We start from the raw sequence: 15,356 nt of genomic DNA, 5'->3' as shown, positions 1-15,356 counted from the left end.
TGACGTGGCGCTGAGTGTAGCGTGTCAATCTGCACATCTAAAATTTGCACATCTATCTCTAATACCCAAAATACTTGATATACGTATCCAAATCCTTATCGCCCCTGCCCGATAGGCAGATGACTACATTATCGCCTTTCTCGAAGGTCATCTTCTCCAGGTAGGCCAGCGCGTGCGCGGTTTCTATAGCGGGGATAATGCCTTCCATCTGCGAGCAAAGCAGGCCGGCTTGCAGGGCCTCATCATCAGTGATGCTGACGTATTTGGCGCGGTTTATTTTATAAAGGTGCGCATGCTGCGGACCAATGCCGGGATAATCCAACCCTGCGGAAATGGAGTATGGTTCCTCTACCTGCCCATCTGCTGTCTGCATTAATATAGTACGGCTGCCGTGCAATACGCCCTCTTTGCCCAGGAAAGTGGTAGCTGCGGAATGCCCGCTATCCACGCCTTTCCCTGCTGCTTCTACGGCTACCAACTTTACGCTTTCATCATCCAAAAAATGGTAGAACATACCCATGGCGTTGCTGCCACCGCCCACGCAGGCCATTACGTATTGTGGCAATTCGCTGCCGGTTTGCTCTAATAGTTGCTTTCTTGCTTCGAGGGAGATGATAGACTGGAATTTGGCCACCATATCCGGATATGGGTACGGGCCAACTACCGAGCCGATGATGTAATGCGTATCAACCGGGTTGCCTATCCAATCGCGCAGGGCCTCGTTGGTAGCATCTTTCAGCGTTTTACTGCCCGATGTTGCCGGCACTACCTTAGCGCCCAGCATCTTCATGCGCGATACGTTGGGTGCCTGCCGTGCCATATCTATCTCGCCCATGTACACCACGCATTCGATGCCTTTTAACGCGCAAACGGTTGCTGTGGCCACGCCATGCTGCCCCGCGCCGGTTTCGGCTATAATGCGTTTTTTGCCAAGGCGGGCCGCCAATAATATCTGCCCAATGGCATTGTTTATTTTATGCGAACCGGTGTGGTTCAAATCCTCCCGTTTAAAGAAGATGTTTGCACCATATTTTTCCGAATACCTTTTGGCATGATACAAGGGTGAAGGGCGGCCCACATAATCGCGCAGCAGTTGATCGAATTCTGCCTTGAAGCTTGGGTCTTCCATTACTTTCACGTATTCCTGCCGCAGTTCTTCTACGTTGGGGTATAGCATCTCGGGGATGTAGGCCCCACCAAAATCGCCATAGTAGCCCTGTTCGTTTACTCCGTATTTCATCGCTCTTAAATATTTTTGATAGTATTGAATGCCTTTTTTAGTTTATCTATGTCCTTTATCGCTGGTGCCGACTCGAACTTACTGTTCAAATCTACCCCGTACAGCATGGGGTGCTTAATGTTGCCCACTTCGTGCAGGTTATCCAAGCCTAAGCCACCCGATAGAAAGAAAGGGGTATCGCCGGTGTATTGGTTCAGTACGGCCCAGTCGAAGCTCAGGCCCGAGCCACCATGCGCCGGCGTTTTGGTATCGAACAGGAAAAAATCCACCTTGTTCGCGTAAGCTTCCAACCTGCCGAAATCGAATTGCTCATCTACACCGAAGGCTTTTATTACAATGACTTTGCTGCGCAGCATGGCGCAATACTCAGAGCTTTCTACCCCATGCAGTTGCACCGCCTCAAAATCGTACTTATTGATGGTTTTGTTCACCCGCTCGATAGATGCGTTTACGAACACGCCAGTTTTAAGGATATGGTCGGGCAGCAGGGCCAGGATATCCTCATCCAATTCGCCTATAAACCTGGGCGATCGGCTGTAGCATATAAAACCCATAAAGTCCGGCGATAACGCCGCTACGGCATTTATATTCTCGGGGTATTTTAAGCCGCAAACTTTTACTCTCATGTTAATTGGCAATCAGGTTCTTGAAACTTTGCAACGCTTTTTTGCTTACCAACGATTGCTCGGCCTCATAAAAACTATCGGCGAAGCTTTTGCCTGGCGACATGGTTTTAATGGCCATGGCCGCATTGCTGAGCACCACGCTGGTTTGCGCTTTGGTAGCTTCATCGTTAAGCACTTTCATGAATATATCTGCCGAATCGGCCACGGTGTGGCCGCCTGTTATCTGGCTCTCTTGTAATTTCTCGAAACCCAGGCTTTCTATGGTGTTTATCTTTTCGCCTTCGGCAGAAAAGGTCTTGAAATCGCAGGTGAGCGATATCTCGTCGTAACCATCCAATGCATTCAATATGGTGTATTTGATACCCGATTTTTGGTACAGGTAGGCATACACCCTCGCCAGTTCCAGGTTGAAAACCCCTACCAGCTGGTTGCCCGGCTTTGCAGGATTTACCATTGGGCCAAGCATGTTAAAGAACGTTTTAACGCCCAGTTCCCTGCGGATAGGCGCAACGGTTTTCATAGCCGGGTGGAACAGTGGCGCATGCAGGAAACAAATATTTGCTTTATCGATACTGGTTTTCAGCTTATCAACGTCGTTGGTGAACACGTAGCCCAGGTGCTCCATTACGTTGGATGAGCCGCAGCCCGAGGATACACCATAGTTGCCGTGTTTGGCTACCTTATAACCGGCTCCTGCTACTACGAAGGATGCCAGCGTAGAGATATTGAAGGTGTCCTTGCCATCGCCGCCCGTACCGCAAAGGTCTATCAGTTCGCCCGCCTGCAGGTCTATGGGCAGGCAAAGCTCCAGCATAGCGTCGCGGAAACCCTCCAACTCGTTCACGGTGATGCTGCGCATGCAATAGGCCGTCATGAACGCGGCCATTTGCGAGTTATTGTATTTACCCAGCGCGATGTTCTTCAAAATCTCTTTCGATTGCTCGCGGCTGAATGTTTTGTGTTCGAATAGATGGTTAAGTATCTGTTTCATATCTGGGCATAAAAAAAGGGCTACCTTGCGGCAACCCTTCTGTATATCTGTAAAAAACAAAAAATGAGGCTGCCTTACGAATTTTCGTTAAGCCACCACCAATTGTTGTTCAATGCTTTCATTTTCTTTTGTATGGCAAATATGGAAATACTTTTCACTAAAAGCAAGCAGAATGATAATTTTACGAGCATAGCCCAGCACCCGAATTGATATGGCGATAAAAGAGCAGAAAGTAAACCCCGAGAACGACCTTGGCTTCGGCCCGCAGCCGGTAATTAAAAGCCAGCCGCTCATCAATAAAGATGGCTCGGTAAACGTGCGGCGCAAAGGCCTCTCCCCTTTCAATACCGCCGATAATTACCATACGCTCATCAAAATGAGCTGGGGGAAATTCTGGGTAATCATACTGAGCGGCTATTTGTTCGCCAACCTGTTCTTTGCCAGCATTTATACGTTGATAGGCATGGATAGTCTTGATGGCTCTACCGGCACAAACGGCTTGGGCCATTTTTTGGATGCCTTTTTCTTTTCGGCGCAAACCATTTCTACGGTGGGTTACGGGCATCTCAGTCCGCACGGCGTGGTGGCCAACAGCGTAGCGGCTATCGAATCGATGATTGGCTTGTTAGCCTTCGCATTGGCTACGGGCTTGCTGTATGGTCGGTTCTCAAAACCCTCGGCCAAAATTGTTTACAGCGAGAACCTATTGGTGAGCCCTTACCGGGGCGATGGCAAAGGCCTGATGTTTCGTATGTCGAACCTGCGGAAGAACGTGCTTATCGATTTAGAGGTGGAGGTGGTTTTCTCCTACAACGAAATCGTAGATGGCAAAGCAACCCGCCGTTTCTTCCCGCTGGAGTTGGAACGCTCTAAAGTAAGCATCCTCACCCTCAACTGGACGATAGTACACCCGCTGGATGAGAACAGCCCCCTCGCCGATATCACCGCCGAAGAACTGGAACGCACCCAGGCATCATTCTCCGTCCTACTCAAAGCTTTCGACGATACCTTTTCGCAAACCGTGCACTCGCGCACTTCTTACACCTACGCCGATATGGTTTGGGATGCCAAATTTGTGCCGATGTTTGAAAGGGATGAAGAAGGAAGGATAGTGCTGGATATGAGTAAAGTTAGTTCATTCGTTCATTAGCTCACTGGTTCATTGGTCTTTGCAGGTGGTTACTCATCGTCATGCCGAACTTGTTTCGGTACCCCACACGGCAGGTCGCCGTCATGCAAAGCGCGTTAGCATGGTGGCCACTTTTATGATGGGGGCTTGAAATAAATTCAGGATGACGGTGGTATTTTCTTGTCGGGCCTGCACACTGTATGAGTTCCCACCTCGCCCCTGCACACATTCCAGCGCCGCTCGTTCGGGATGACAAAACTTAGATTTAAAAAATGGAAACAGATCCAGTAAAGAAGCTCAATTTGAGGCTCACCAACACTACCGATGAACTGCTTTTTGTGGTGTTAGAACCAGGTTTTTATTATGAGGAGCTGAAATCAGGAGCAACCTTAAAGATAACAGTGGACACTAACGCGTCAGAAGGATTGGAGAATTTTTTCTTTATAGAATATGGAAAAAATCAAATCACCGTGTTTTTTGAATACAAGCTATCTGCGGATAATTTCTATCACGTACAAGTTTTTGTAAACGAGGGGGCTCTTTTTGATTATACGCTGTGAAGCGGTGATTCGCATCCCGCATAAGTTCCCTCCTCGCCCCCGCGCACATGCCTGCGTCGCTCGTTCGGGATGACATGGTGGGGGAAACTCCTACTACGAACCATGAACTCCTACCATGAACTATGAACTATCAACTATGAACTACTTCAAAAGCGCATTCCTTTCCTTCGCAAACACCTTATAAACCTGTGTATCTAAAAACGTGGGGAAGAATTTGCTTAGGAATACAGTGAGTTTGCCCTGGGTGGTCATAATGAGGGTACGGCTGCGGTTTTCAATGCCGTTAGCGATGATTTTGGCTACCTGCCCGGAGGTCATCATTTTGTTTTCTTCCAGCGTGCTTTCGCCTTGCTCGGTGCCGTTTTTATCAAGGGCAGTATTGCGGATATTTGATGCGGTGAAACCGGGGCAGGCCACCATAATGTGAACGCCGGTTTTCAGATTCTCTACCCGCAAGGCATCCATAAAACCATTCATGGCATATTTACTAGCCGAGTAACCTGCGCGACCCGGCAGGCCTTTATAGCCGGCTATGGACGATACCGCGACGATGCTGCCCTGAGTTTTGGTAATCTCAGGCAGGGCGTATCTGGTGCAGTAGACGGTGCCCCAAAAGTTTACGTCCATCAGGCTTTTAAAAACCTTCAGGTCTACATCTTTAAATAGCGCCCGCATGCTGATGCCCGCGTTGTTGATAAGTACATCTACCCTGCCGAAGGTAAGCATGGCCTGTTTTACCAGCATTGCGCAATCCTGTTCCACGGTAACATCGCATTGCACGGCAACGGCGCGTACCTTTTGGTGGCTTTCGATATTTTGAGCAATGGTGCAGAGGTTTACGAAGTGCCGCGCGCCCAACACCAGGTTGGCGCCGCGGCTGGCAAGTTCTATGGCGAGGGCTTTACCGATGCCTGACGAAGCACCGGTGATGATGACTACCTTATTTTTCCAGTTCATAGTTCGGGGCAAACAGCTGCGGTACTCCCGGTATTTTTATCTCGGGCATACGGAACAGGTATTTGGCGGCGAATATAATCATAGCACCATAAAAATGCCTGATGTAGTCCCAGGTAAATTTGGCGCTTTGCTGTTTACGGAAGTTGAGGATATAGCTTTTGGGGTAATAGTAATTTTTATAGCCGGCGAGCCTGATGCGGTACGAAAGGTCGATATCATGGCCGAACATGCTCAGGCGTTCGTCCAGCCCGCCTATTTCGTTTACCACGGCGCGGCGCAACAGCATGAACGCGCCGTTTATTACGTCAACCTCGGCGGTCTCGAATTCATCTACCCAATTATCTTTGCCGTTTTTGTACAGCCTCGATTTGGTGAAATGTCGCGCTAACCCCGTAAGCTTAAAAAAAGCCTCCCAGGCCCGGTTGAAACCCCTGCGAGATATATGCAGGAAACGCCCCTGTGGGGTAAGCATCCTGATGCCTACGCCGCCTGCATGTTCGTGGTTATCCATAAAAGAGAGGGTGCCCTCCAGCGCATTGCTGGCGGTAATTGTATCCGCACTGACCAGTAAAACATACTCTCCTTTAGCTTGCGTCAGCCCAAGGTTACGACTTTTGGCAGTACCTAAATGCTTCGCGTTCACGATGATATCAGCTTTGGGGAACTCGCTTTGCAGGATCTTTACCGAGCGGTCGGCAGAAGCATCGTCAATCACAATCAGTTCATAATCAATATGTTTGCATGCTTTTATTAAAGAGTCTAAAGAAGCCTTCAACAAAGCGCACATATTGTAATTAACTACAATAACAGAGAGTTTCATAAGCTATCAGGATAATGAATTTTGGTACGGAACCCTGGTTACGATAGACCTTCCTAACGTAATCTCGTCAACGTACTCCAATTCACCACCAAAAGCTATGCCACGGGCAATGGTTGAGATATTTATATCGAATTGTTTTAAGCGCTTGTGCAGGTAAAAGATAGTGGTATCGCCCTCCATGGTTGCGCTAAGGGCAAATATGATTTCTTTAACCTCACCGTCTTTCAATCTTTCCACAAGTGTATCTACCTGTAAATCAGAGGGGCCAACACCGTCCATCGGCGAAATAAGGCCGCCCAGCACATGGTACACGCCATTATACTGATTAGTGTTTTCTATGGCCATTACGTCGCGGGTGTCTTCTACCACGCAAACCAGGGAATGATCGCGCTTTTTGGAAGAACATATCTCGCAAACGGCGCTATCGGATATATTGTGGCAGGTGCTGCAGAACTGTATTTCGTTGCGCAAACGATTTACCGCTGTACTGAAGCGGGCCACTTCCTCTTTTTCGCGGCCAAGCAGGTGCAGCACCAGGCGCAAGGCGGTTTTTTGACCCACGCCCGGTAGTTTGGCAAATTCGGCAACGGCATCTTCCAGCAGCTTAGATGAAAAATTCATTGGGCGAATTTAAGGATTTTGGATGAGTTCGCTAACCGATAAAACGGCAGGTGTTCCACTTTTGCAGGTGGACCACTTATTTTTGAATAAGTATTGATTATCAAATAGTTACAGTTTTGGGCGGAACACTTTGGAACATCCCCATACATACTTAACGACAATTCAAACTTGCTCTAAAGTTTTTAATAGCCGCAAGAAATTTTGTGGTAGCGAGTCGAAATTGCGTTTTTGATGATCAAAAGGAATAAGCGTATATTCCTCGTTATAATACCAGTAAATATTGCGCGACACTGGGTCCGACTCGTCCGAATAATACTTATCGGCAATCGCCGACAACATAAACACGTCTTGAGTTACCGCGAAATCGTTTATAGGAGAGACCAATGCCGTCGCTCCGCATGGTACTATCACAAGCGATCCGTATTCACCCAACAATTGAGGAAATTGACCGATATCAAGCAAAATATTTGGTGCAAAATAATAGTCGGCCTTAATCAAATACATGCGTTTTTGAGCAAGGGCAATTTTATAGGGATACTTATTTCGAATATTATCTCTGCCAATAGTAAAGAGCTGGCTTAGCGGTATTCCCAATTCTTGTATTTGTTGTTCACTTATATTTACAACAGTTTGTTGTCCATCCCTCACAAAAAAGCAAAACAAATCATCGGTAATGTTAAATCCGAGATAGGATTTATCTGCCATCTTTTGAAAGATGTAAGCCGGTAATATTCTTACACCGATTTCATCTATCATCTCATTAATTGGTATTCCTGCGGATGCGTCTTTAGTAAATTCCAGCACTAAATCACCTATCGAAGCCTGAATTAACCGCTCGTATTCTGATGGCTGAACGGTCAAACACTTTTTTGCGAGGTTTTGTAGTTGAACAACTGCAGTGTAACCCTCTTGTAGTGCAAGGTTTATCACGCCCTTATCGATATCGATTTGATAATTGTAAGGACGCACATTAGATTCCACTATGCTCATAAAAAGCTGAAAACTATCGGCATTGCTAAATGGCGACCAATCTGGTTTCGCAGCGTTTTTACTACTAAAAAATGAAAACAAACTCATCAGCAATATTTTTTTGGCAGGCTGAATTATTAAAAATCCCTACAATAAATATAAGTATTAAAAGCATTGGCGTTAAGCCAAAAAAGATAAAAAATATTATTTGAACGCTTATTTAACGATTCTACGGTTCTAACAACATTACGAAAAAACCATCAAAAACCTTCAAAAAACAATCGTTTTTATCCGCCTAATTAATGAATTTCTTTCAAAATCATTCAAAAAACGCACACCAATTTCAGCCCGAACAATCTACCTATAAGCCCGATACCAACAAGTTCGATGCGGCATTAACGCTGCATTTCTGATACTTTACATACGCCGCCACTGCCCTGCTCCTTATTTTTTGCTGCGGCTCGTTGTTGAGGTAGCCGGTGATGGCATCGTGCAGGGTGTATGCTTCGGGGCACATGAGGCCGGTTGTCCAAACCAGCGGATTGGCTTTGGCAGTGGTTATGTAGCCTTTAAAATAGCTTTTACTGATACAGGCCAAAATGATGCAATCGCGCGTTTGCCCGTCGGTATTGTGAAATTTATCCGCCATGCCGAAATCCATCAAGCCATCGTGCCCTATATAGGCCAGCAATTGCGCATTGCCGCCAATGCCGATAACTTGTTTATTATAATGGATGGTATCTTTCAATTGCCCTGCAGAGCTATACAAGAAATCTTCGGTAGTCCTTTCGATGGACCGGCCATCCCAGGCATCGGCAACCAGGTAGGCATCCTTACTGCGGTGCTTGAACACTAGCCGCTCCATAATCATCCCTTTCATTTTCACCTTTTTAAGCAGCTGCCATTCCTTGCTTTTTTTGAAGTAAGTGCGCACGCCGTTATCACACCCCCAATAAAGGTTGGTTTCCGGGTCCTGCCCGTTGCCGATGGCTTTCGGTACGGGCACTATGCCCTGGTATTTGTTATCGCATAGGGCCACGAATACGTGGATTACTTTGGTTGAGCCATTGGCGTAAGTAATGTTTTTAAGCTTTGGTGCGGCCGGTTTGGGGCTTGCTGCTGCTTTATCCGCGGGCTTTTGTGCGCATGCCGAAATGGCCAGGATAAGGATTAAGGCGGTATTTATAAAGCCGGGCATTGGTGTATTATTTTGAAGCAATGTAGGCAATTCCGGATTGGTTAATTAATAAAACGAAGTTTTATTTCTATCGCTGTAGTAAGCGTCCCCGGCTTGTGTCCGTGTGCAAAGTTGACGCTATGGAGAGCCATCTCTAAGTAGGACAATCGGATAAGCAAAGCGGTATTGCGTATTCCTTCACCGCCGTGTCATTGCGAGAAGCAGTGCGGGAGTTGTGCCACGGGAGCGACGCGGCAACCTCATAGGATATTCCGCTAATGCTGGCCAACTTTGCATATTCGATTGTCCTATGAGGTTGCCGCGCTATCGCTCGCAATGACAAATGTGATTAATAGGGCGCGGCTCTGCCTGCGTAGAGATTGCTTCGTTCCTCGCAATGACGATGTGGTGAGACGATGTGGTGAATAGATCCGTCAACTTTCTAAATTTGACAAATCTAATCCTCCCCCACCCACCAGCAATAGATTTTTCTATATTTGCCGCAATAACACAATTTATATGAGCGCATTAAGTAACAGGATAAACAACCTGTCGGAATCCCAGACCATTAAAATGGCAAAAATGGGTCGCGAATTGGCGGCCAAAGGCGTTGATGTGATCAGTCTCAGCTTCGGCGAGCCTGATTTTCACACCCCTGAGCACATTAAGGAAGCTGCTAAAACAGCTATGGACAAGAATTTTACCTACTACACCCCAGTAGCCGGTTACCCCGACCTGCGCAAGGCCGTAGTAGCCAAACTGAAGAACGAAAACAACCTCGATTTTACCGATAACCAAATAGTAGTATCAACCGGTGCCAAACAAGCGCTTGCCAACGCCGTGCTTTCGCTGGTGAACCCCGGCGAAGAGGTGATTATCCCTACGCCGTACTGGGTATCGTACTCCGAAATAGTGAAATTGGCCGAAGGCGTTAGCGTTTTTATAGATACTACCGTTGAAAACAACTTCAAGATCACTGCCGAGCAGTTGGAAGCGGCCATTACGCCGAAAACGAAGCTATTTATGTTCTCGTCGCCATGTAACCCTACCGGAAGCGTTTACGGCAAAGCCGAGCTGGAAAGCCTGGCCAAAGTTTTTGAAAAACACCCGGATATCTACATCCTTAGTGATGAGATCTACGAGCATATCAACTTCATCGGCGGGCACGAATCTATCGCCCAGTTCGATTATATCAAAGATCGCGTAATCATTGTGAACGGCTGGAGCAAGGCTTTCGCCATGACGGGTTGGCGCATTGGCTACACCGCCAGCAACAGCGAGATTGCTGCTGCTTGTGACAAACTACAGGGACAGATTACCTCGGGTACCTGCTCTATCACCCAAAAAGCGGGCGTTGCCGCCTACACCGGCGGCTTGGAAACCGTGCACGCCATGCGCGAGCAGTTTGAAAAACGCCGCAACATTGTGTACGAATTATTAAAAGAGATACCGGGTATTACGGTTAACCTGCCCGAAGGCGCGTTCTACTTTTTCCCGAATGTAACTTCGTTCTTCGGCAAAAGCTACAATGGCAAAACCATTACCGATTCTGATTCGCTGAGCATTTACCTGCTGGAAGAAGCGCATGTGGCTACCGTAGGCGGCGACTCCTTCGGCGATAAAAAATCGATACGCATATCTTACGCAGCGGCGGAAGATAAGCTGATAGAAGCCGTGAGAAGGATAAAAGAGGCGCTGGGTAAATTGGCGTAAGCAGGATTCCCTCCCCATCGTCATTGCGAGGAACGAAGCAATCTCTACGTTGGACAAGCGGATATGCAAAGTTGCTCTGCTCACCGGGAGATTGCTTCGTGCCTCGCAATGACGGGGTGGTAAAACAGAAAACCCTGTTTGTCGATGACAAACAGGGTTTTCTGTTAAAACTAAATACGTTGCTTTTTACAAAAATGCGTAAGCTACACGTAAGCCTGCTGTACCATAGCCGTTACCCTGGCCAGAGAAATGCTCGTAACGCAAGCCTATGTCCCAACCCGAATCGCCTGCGAAGCCGATACCCGGAGCAAGGATAAGTTTGGTATCCTTAGCATATTTGGTTTCGAAACCGGCACCGGCCTCAGCACCAACGTACCATTTTGGTGCAAAAAATGCTTTGACGCCTAATTTAACGGGCACTATGCCTTGGTCTGGTAGGTTGGTTACGCCGGCCTGGTCCTTAGCGAAAAAGTTGTAGTAACCGGATGTAAGGGTGAATGATAAGCTGCTTTTGATATCATACTGTAAACGTGCAGTACCGCCCAAGCCAAAGCTCGAGAAATCGTGCAGGTCTCCTACTGGTGCTAATGCCTCAACACCTATACCAAAGCGCCATCCTTTTGAATCCGGAGATGATGTAGAGGTTTGTGCATTAGCGTTTGTTCCTAAAAATATAGCAGCTGCTGTAAATGCGGCGGCTACTAAGGTTGTCATTTTTTTCATCGTTGTGTTTTTTAGTAATACAATTTAAAATTGTGTTACCTCCCCCTTTACAAATACTTTGCCACGATGCCAAACTTAACATTGCGTTAATGCCAATTAAAAGGGAATTTGCTTGCGAAAAGCACTCCGCATCTCCCTTATTTGTTGATAATCAGGTAATTTTTGGGTGCATAGTTACTGCCTGCGGTTTATGAAACAGCGTTGTTGGCCAACAGTAAAGCAAAGCGGTTATGTGGGCGATAACATACAAAACTGTATGCTGTTGCATATAAGAGCCGTAATTGGAGGGCTGTTTTTCATCTGTTTTTCATGCCACGATGGGGTAAATTGGCAGGAGAAAATAAAAAACCATATCATCATGAACCCCTGCTGTGGTAAAAATAACCGCAAAGGGCGCAAAGATTTCGCAAAGTGCGCAAAGCTTTGCAAGCCGATGAAAAGACTTGTAAAGTGAACTATCAAATAGTCGCGCTTTGGAAACCTTGCGCGAAAAAAATCTTTGTGCTCTTTGCGCTCACAAAAAACAAATCTTTGCGCACTTTGCGGTTAAAAAAACGACCAACACAAGATAAAAAAAGCCCCTTTTTCAAGGGGCTAGGTTTGTTATTTTATGCTTCGGGGTCTATCTCCGGGTCGGGTTTGTAGTTTTTCTCCAGTTCGGCGAGTTTCTTTTTGCCGTAGGCAAATTTAGTGATGATGTAGAACAGCACCGGCACAATGAATATCGCCAGCGAAGTTGCGGTAAGCATACCGCCGAATACCGTGAAGCCTATGGTTTTACGAGCCTCGGCACCTGCGCCCGATGCGAACAGCAAGGGCAGTACGCCCAGGATGAAGGCCATCGAAGTCATGATGATAGGGCGCAAACGCAGCCTTACGGCTTCCAGCGTGGCCTTTTCCAGGTCCATACCCTTATCCACACGTTCTTTGGCGAACTCTACTATCAGGATGGCGTTCTTGGCCGCCAAACCTATCAGCGTAATCAAACCAATCTGCGCGTAAACGTTGTTGGTTAAGTTTTTATCGAACAAGAGGAACAATATCGCGCCAAAAGCACCAAGCGGTACGGCCAGCAGTACCGAGAACGGCACCGACCAACTCTCGTACAAGGCAGCCAAAAACAGGAACACGAAACCTATCGACAAGGCAAATATGTAAATGGTTTTAGAGCCGGATAGCAACTCCTCGCGGCTTAGGCCCGAAAACTCGTAGCCGTAGCCTTGCGGTAACGTTTCTGCGGCAACCTCCTGCAAGGCTTTTATCGCATCGCCGCTACTGAAGCCCGGTTTGGTGGCACCGTTTATCTCTGCCGAGCGGAATAGGTTATAGTGCGATATCAATGGCGCATTCTCAATCACTTTATAACTGGTGAGCGTACTCAGGGGCACCATGGCACCTGATGAGTTACGCACGAAGTACTGCCCTATGTTCTGGATATTCGTGCGGTAATTGGTATCGGCCTGCGTTACCACCCTGAAGTTTCGGCCGTAGATAGTAAAATCGTTCACGTAAGAACTACCCATGTACGTTTGCAGGGCACTGTTCACGTCGGATATCTGCACGCCCAGTTTCTTGGCCTTTTCCCTATCGATAGTGAGCTGGTAAGCCGGCGTATGCGCACCGAAGAACGAGAACGCGCGGGCAATCTCGGGGCGTTTATTAACGGCGCCTACGAAATTATTCAGCACTTTTTCAAAGTTCTTGATATCGCCGCCTGCTTGTTTTTCCTGCAAAATAAACGAGAAACCGCCCGTATTACCCAAACCCGGTATAGCCGGCGGGGAAATTACCACTACGTTAGCCTCTTTAAACCGAGCCAGTTTTTTGGTGATGGTGGCAATAACGCCTTGTAGTTTATCTTTATCGTCTTTACGCTCCTCCCATGGCTTCAGCTGCACAAATATGGTGGCACTGTTTGATTTTGTTGCAAAGTTCACCGCATTTAAACCGCCCAGTGCAGCATAGTGCTTTATAGCGTGCACGCTATCCAACACGGTCATCATCTCATGTAACACGGCTACTGTACGTTCTGTAGATGCGCCCTCGGGCAAATCGTAAGTAACATACACACGGCCTTCATCCTCCAATGGAATAAAGCCTGATGGTTTGCTTTTGAACAGCAATATGGTACCTACTACCACACATACCAGTATAATAACCACAAACTTGGAATTCCTGATACCCCTATCTACAGAATTTCGGTAACGGCCGGTAACCCTGTCAAACCATTGGTTGAATTTGAAGAAGAACTTATTTAAGCCTTTAGATTTGTCATCTATTTTATGCGGGCGCAATAATATGGTACAAAGCGCAGGCGTAAGCGATAAAGCTACGAATGCCGATATCAGTACCGATATGGCGATGGTTATAGCAAACTGCTGGTAAAGCCTACCTACGATGCCGGGGATAAAACCTACCGGCACAAATACCGCCGCCAATATCAACGCGATGGCGATAACCGGTGCCGAAATATCTTTCATGGCGTGTTGTGTGGCCTCCTGCGGGGTCATGCCCTTTTCGTCCATATAATGCTGCACAGCCTCTACCACTACGATGGCATCATCCACCACAATACCAATGGCCAGCACAAAGCCGAAAAGCGTAAGCGTATTGATGGTAAAATGCAGCGGTATGAAGAAGATGAACGTACCTACTATAGATACCGGGATAGCCAGTACCGGGATAAGCGTGGTACGCCAGTTTTGCAGGAAGAGGAACACCACGATGATTACCAACACCAGCGCAATAACCAGGGTTTCTATTACTTCCTCCAGCGATACCTTTACTACCGTAACCGATTCGAAAGGCACCACGTATTTGATATCTTTAGGGAACGATAGCTTAAGCTGCTCCATGGTAGCTACCACGTTATCGGCAGTTTCGATGGCGTTGCTGCCTGGCGCCTGGTATATCAGCAGGTACGATGCACGTTTACCATCTACAAAGGAGTTACCGGCATAGTTGAACTTGCCCAGCTCTACCCTGGCCACATCCTTAAGGTGCACTATCGATCCTGTGCCCGGCTGCGTTTTAACTACAATATTCTCAAATTCGGCCTGGTTGGTCAACCTGCCTTTTACCAGCACGGTGTATTCGAAGGTTTGCCCTTTCATTTGTGGGGTTGCACCAACGGTACCGGCGGCTACTTGCGCGTTCTGCTCTTGCAGGGCTGCAGTAACATCCGCAGCAGTCATATTCAGGGCAGCCAGTTTATCGGGTTTTAACCATACGCGCATACTGAAATCATCGGCACGTGTAAACACGTCGCCAACCCCTTTAGTACGCAGCAATGCATCCTTTATAAATACGTTGGTATAGTTATCGGTAAAGGTTACATCGTGCGTGCCGTTTTCAGAGTACATGGCTACCAGCATCAAAATGCTTGGGTTACGCTTACGAACGATAAGGCCGAGGCGCTGCACCTCCTGCGGCAAGCCCGGCTGGGCAATGCCTACACGGTTCTGCACATCAAGCGCGGCATTGTTGATATCGGTACCTACTTCAAAGTTCACCGTCATGCTCATGGCGCCGTTGCCGGTGCTGTTACTTTGCAGGTAGGTCATGCCCGGGGTACCGTTTACCTGTACCTCTACCGGGGTGGCAACGGTTTGCTCAACGGTTAAGGCATCGGCACCCACGTAATTACCGGTAACCTGTACGGTTGGCGGCGTAATTTCGGGGTACTGCCCTATCGGCAGGCTCAGCATAGATAGTATGCCCACTATCACGATCACCAGCGATATCACGATGGCGGTTACGGGGCGTTTTATAAAAACATCTGCAATCATTATCTATTTCTTTAGCTTAAAAAATGGGGATATGCTCCCTTA

General features: G+C 47.5%; 13 protein-coding genes. 3 read left to right on the top strand and 10 right to left on the bottom strand.

Translation table 11 applies throughout. The features are described 5' to 3' along the window. Positions 1-58 precede the first annotated feature (58 nt). From trpB to trpD, 3 genes are read right to left on the bottom strand one after another with little or no spacing between them, the layout of a single operon-like run. Positions 59-1,240 carry a tryptophan synthase subunit beta gene (trpB, locus tag AC1DXC_RS20165; protein WP_477460985.1) on the bottom strand — a complete coding sequence of 394 codons (1,182 nt, stop codon included), beginning with the start codon at positions 1,238-1,240 and terminating at the stop codon, positions 59-61. 5 nt (positions 1,241-1,245) lie between these two features. Further along, the gene (locus AC1DXC_RS20160; RefSeq protein ID WP_477460984.1) at positions 1,246-1,866 is read right to left on the bottom strand and encodes a phosphoribosylanthranilate isomerase; all 621 of its coding nucleotides are present in this window, start codon (positions 1,864-1,866) and stop codon (positions 1,246-1,248) included. A gap of 1 nt (position 1,867) precedes the next feature. Further along, complete coding sequence (gene trpD, locus AC1DXC_RS20155) at positions 1,868-2,857, bottom strand: anthranilate phosphoribosyltransferase (protein ID WP_477460983.1); 990 nt, start codon at positions 2,855-2,857, stop codon at positions 1,868-1,870. 211 nt (positions 2,858-3,068) lie between these two features. Between trpD and AC1DXC_RS20150 the strand changes: the two genes are divergently transcribed. Together AC1DXC_RS20150 and AC1DXC_RS20145 are read left to right on the top strand one after the other, a co-directional pair. Further along, a complete protein-coding gene (locus tag AC1DXC_RS20150; protein ID WP_477460982.1) occupies positions 3,069-4,007 on the top strand; it encodes an ion channel in 939 nt (312 codons plus the stop codon). Positions 4,008-4,258: 251 nt separating this feature from the next. Beyond that, a complete protein-coding gene (locus tag AC1DXC_RS20145; RefSeq protein WP_477460981.1) occupies positions 4,259-4,546 on the top strand; it encodes a hypothetical protein in 288 nt (95 codons plus the stop codon). Positions 4,547-4,687: 141 nt separating this feature from the next. On the opposite strand, the gene AC1DXC_RS20140 is transcribed toward AC1DXC_RS20145, so the two are convergent. The 5 genes from AC1DXC_RS20140 to AC1DXC_RS20120 all read right to left on the bottom strand — a co-directional run bounded on the left by AC1DXC_RS20140 (position 4,688) and on the right by AC1DXC_RS20120 (position 9,111). Next, the gene (locus tag AC1DXC_RS20140; RefSeq protein WP_477460980.1) at positions 4,688-5,503 is read right to left on the bottom strand and encodes an SDR family oxidoreductase; all 816 of its coding nucleotides are present in this window, start codon (positions 5,501-5,503) and stop codon (positions 4,688-4,690) included. Next, positions 5,487-6,323 (bottom strand): glycosyltransferase family 2 protein, encoded by an 837-nt coding sequence (locus AC1DXC_RS20135; RefSeq protein WP_477460979.1) that lies wholly within the window; start codon positions 6,321-6,323, stop codon positions 5,487-5,489. The genes AC1DXC_RS20140 and AC1DXC_RS20135 overlap by 17 nt, the downstream gene beginning before the upstream one ends. Positions 6,324-6,329: 6 nt before the next feature. Then, on the bottom strand, positions 6,330-6,944 hold the full coding sequence (gene recR, locus AC1DXC_RS20130) for a recombination mediator RecR (protein ID WP_477460978.1): 615 nt from the start codon (positions 6,942-6,944) through the stop codon (positions 6,330-6,332). A gap of 162 nt (positions 6,945-7,106) precedes the next feature. Further along, the gene (locus AC1DXC_RS20125) at positions 7,107-8,021 is read right to left on the bottom strand and encodes a hypothetical protein (RefSeq protein ID WP_477460977.1); all 915 of its coding nucleotides are present in this window, start codon (positions 8,019-8,021) and stop codon (positions 7,107-7,109) included. Between the two features lie 253 nt (positions 8,022-8,274). Next, the gene (locus AC1DXC_RS20120) at positions 8,275-9,111 is read right to left on the bottom strand and encodes a hypothetical protein (protein ID WP_477460976.1); all 837 of its coding nucleotides are present in this window, start codon (positions 9,109-9,111) and stop codon (positions 8,275-8,277) included. A gap of 498 nt (positions 9,112-9,609) precedes the next feature. Here AC1DXC_RS20120 and AC1DXC_RS20115 point away from each other — a divergent pair, with 498 nt between their 5' ends. Then, positions 9,610-10,803 (top strand): pyridoxal phosphate-dependent aminotransferase, encoded by a 1,194-nt coding sequence (locus AC1DXC_RS20115; RefSeq protein WP_477460975.1) that lies wholly within the window; start codon positions 9,610-9,612, stop codon positions 10,801-10,803. Positions 10,804-10,989: 186 nt separating this feature from the next. Here the strand turns inward: AC1DXC_RS20115 and AC1DXC_RS20110 are convergent, their stop codons facing one another. Continuing rightward, complete coding sequence (locus AC1DXC_RS20110; protein WP_477460974.1) at positions 10,990-11,526, bottom strand: hypothetical protein; 537 nt, start codon at positions 11,524-11,526, stop codon at positions 10,990-10,992. 608 nt (positions 11,527-12,134) lie between these two features. Then, the gene (locus tag AC1DXC_RS20105; protein ID WP_477460973.1) at positions 12,135-15,314 is read right to left on the bottom strand and encodes an efflux RND transporter permease subunit; all 3,180 of its coding nucleotides are present in this window, start codon (positions 15,312-15,314) and stop codon (positions 12,135-12,137) included. Positions 15,315-15,356 lie beyond the last annotated feature (42 nt).

The sequence above is a fragment of the Mucilaginibacter sp. P2_D11 genome (genome assembly GCF_056404435.1).
This window is presented reverse-complemented; position numbering and strand designations above follow the sequence as displayed.

What these genes read in the sequence shown, in the direction of transcription:
- trpB (WP_477460985.1), bottom strand. Translation starts at nt 1,240, where the DNA reads ATGAAATACGGAGTAAACGAACAGGGCTACTATGGCGATTTTGGTGGG.
- AC1DXC_RS20160 (WP_477460984.1), bottom strand. Translation starts at nt 1,866, where the DNA reads ATGAGAGTAAAAGTTTGCGGCTTAAAATACCCCGAGAATATAAATGCC.
- trpD (WP_477460983.1), bottom strand. Translation starts at nt 2,857, where the DNA reads ATGAAACAGATACTTAACCATCTATTCGAACACAAAACATTCAGCCGC.
- AC1DXC_RS20150 (WP_477460982.1), top strand. Translation starts at nt 3,069, where the DNA reads ATGGCGATAAAAGAGCAGAAAGTAAACCCCGAGAACGACCTTGGCTTC.
- AC1DXC_RS20145 (WP_477460981.1), top strand. Translation starts at nt 4,259, where the DNA reads ATGGAAACAGATCCAGTAAAGAAGCTCAATTTGAGGCTCACCAACACT.
- AC1DXC_RS20140 (WP_477460980.1), bottom strand. Translation starts at nt 5,503, where the DNA reads ATGAACTGGAAAAATAAGGTAGTCATCATCACCGGTGCTTCGTCAGGC.
- AC1DXC_RS20135 (WP_477460979.1), bottom strand. Translation starts at nt 6,323, where the DNA reads ATGAAACTCTCTGTTATTGTAGTTAATTACAATATGTGCGCTTTGTTG.
- recR (WP_477460978.1), bottom strand. Translation starts at nt 6,944, where the DNA reads ATGAATTTTTCATCTAAGCTGCTGGAAGATGCCGTTGCCGAATTTGCC.
- AC1DXC_RS20125 (WP_477460977.1), bottom strand. Translation starts at nt 8,021, where the DNA reads ATGAGTTTGTTTTCATTTTTTAGTAGTAAAAACGCTGCGAAACCAGAT.
- AC1DXC_RS20120 (WP_477460976.1), bottom strand. Translation starts at nt 9,111, where the DNA reads ATGCCCGGCTTTATAAATACCGCCTTAATCCTTATCCTGGCCATTTCG.
- AC1DXC_RS20115 (WP_477460975.1), top strand. Translation starts at nt 9,610, where the DNA reads ATGAGCGCATTAAGTAACAGGATAAACAACCTGTCGGAATCCCAGACC.
- AC1DXC_RS20110 (WP_477460974.1), bottom strand. Translation starts at nt 11,526, where the DNA reads ATGAAAAAAATGACAACCTTAGTAGCCGCCGCATTTACAGCAGCTGCT.
- AC1DXC_RS20105 (WP_477460973.1), bottom strand. Translation starts at nt 15,314, where the DNA reads ATGATTGCAGATGTTTTTATAAAACGCCCCGTAACCGCCATCGTGATA.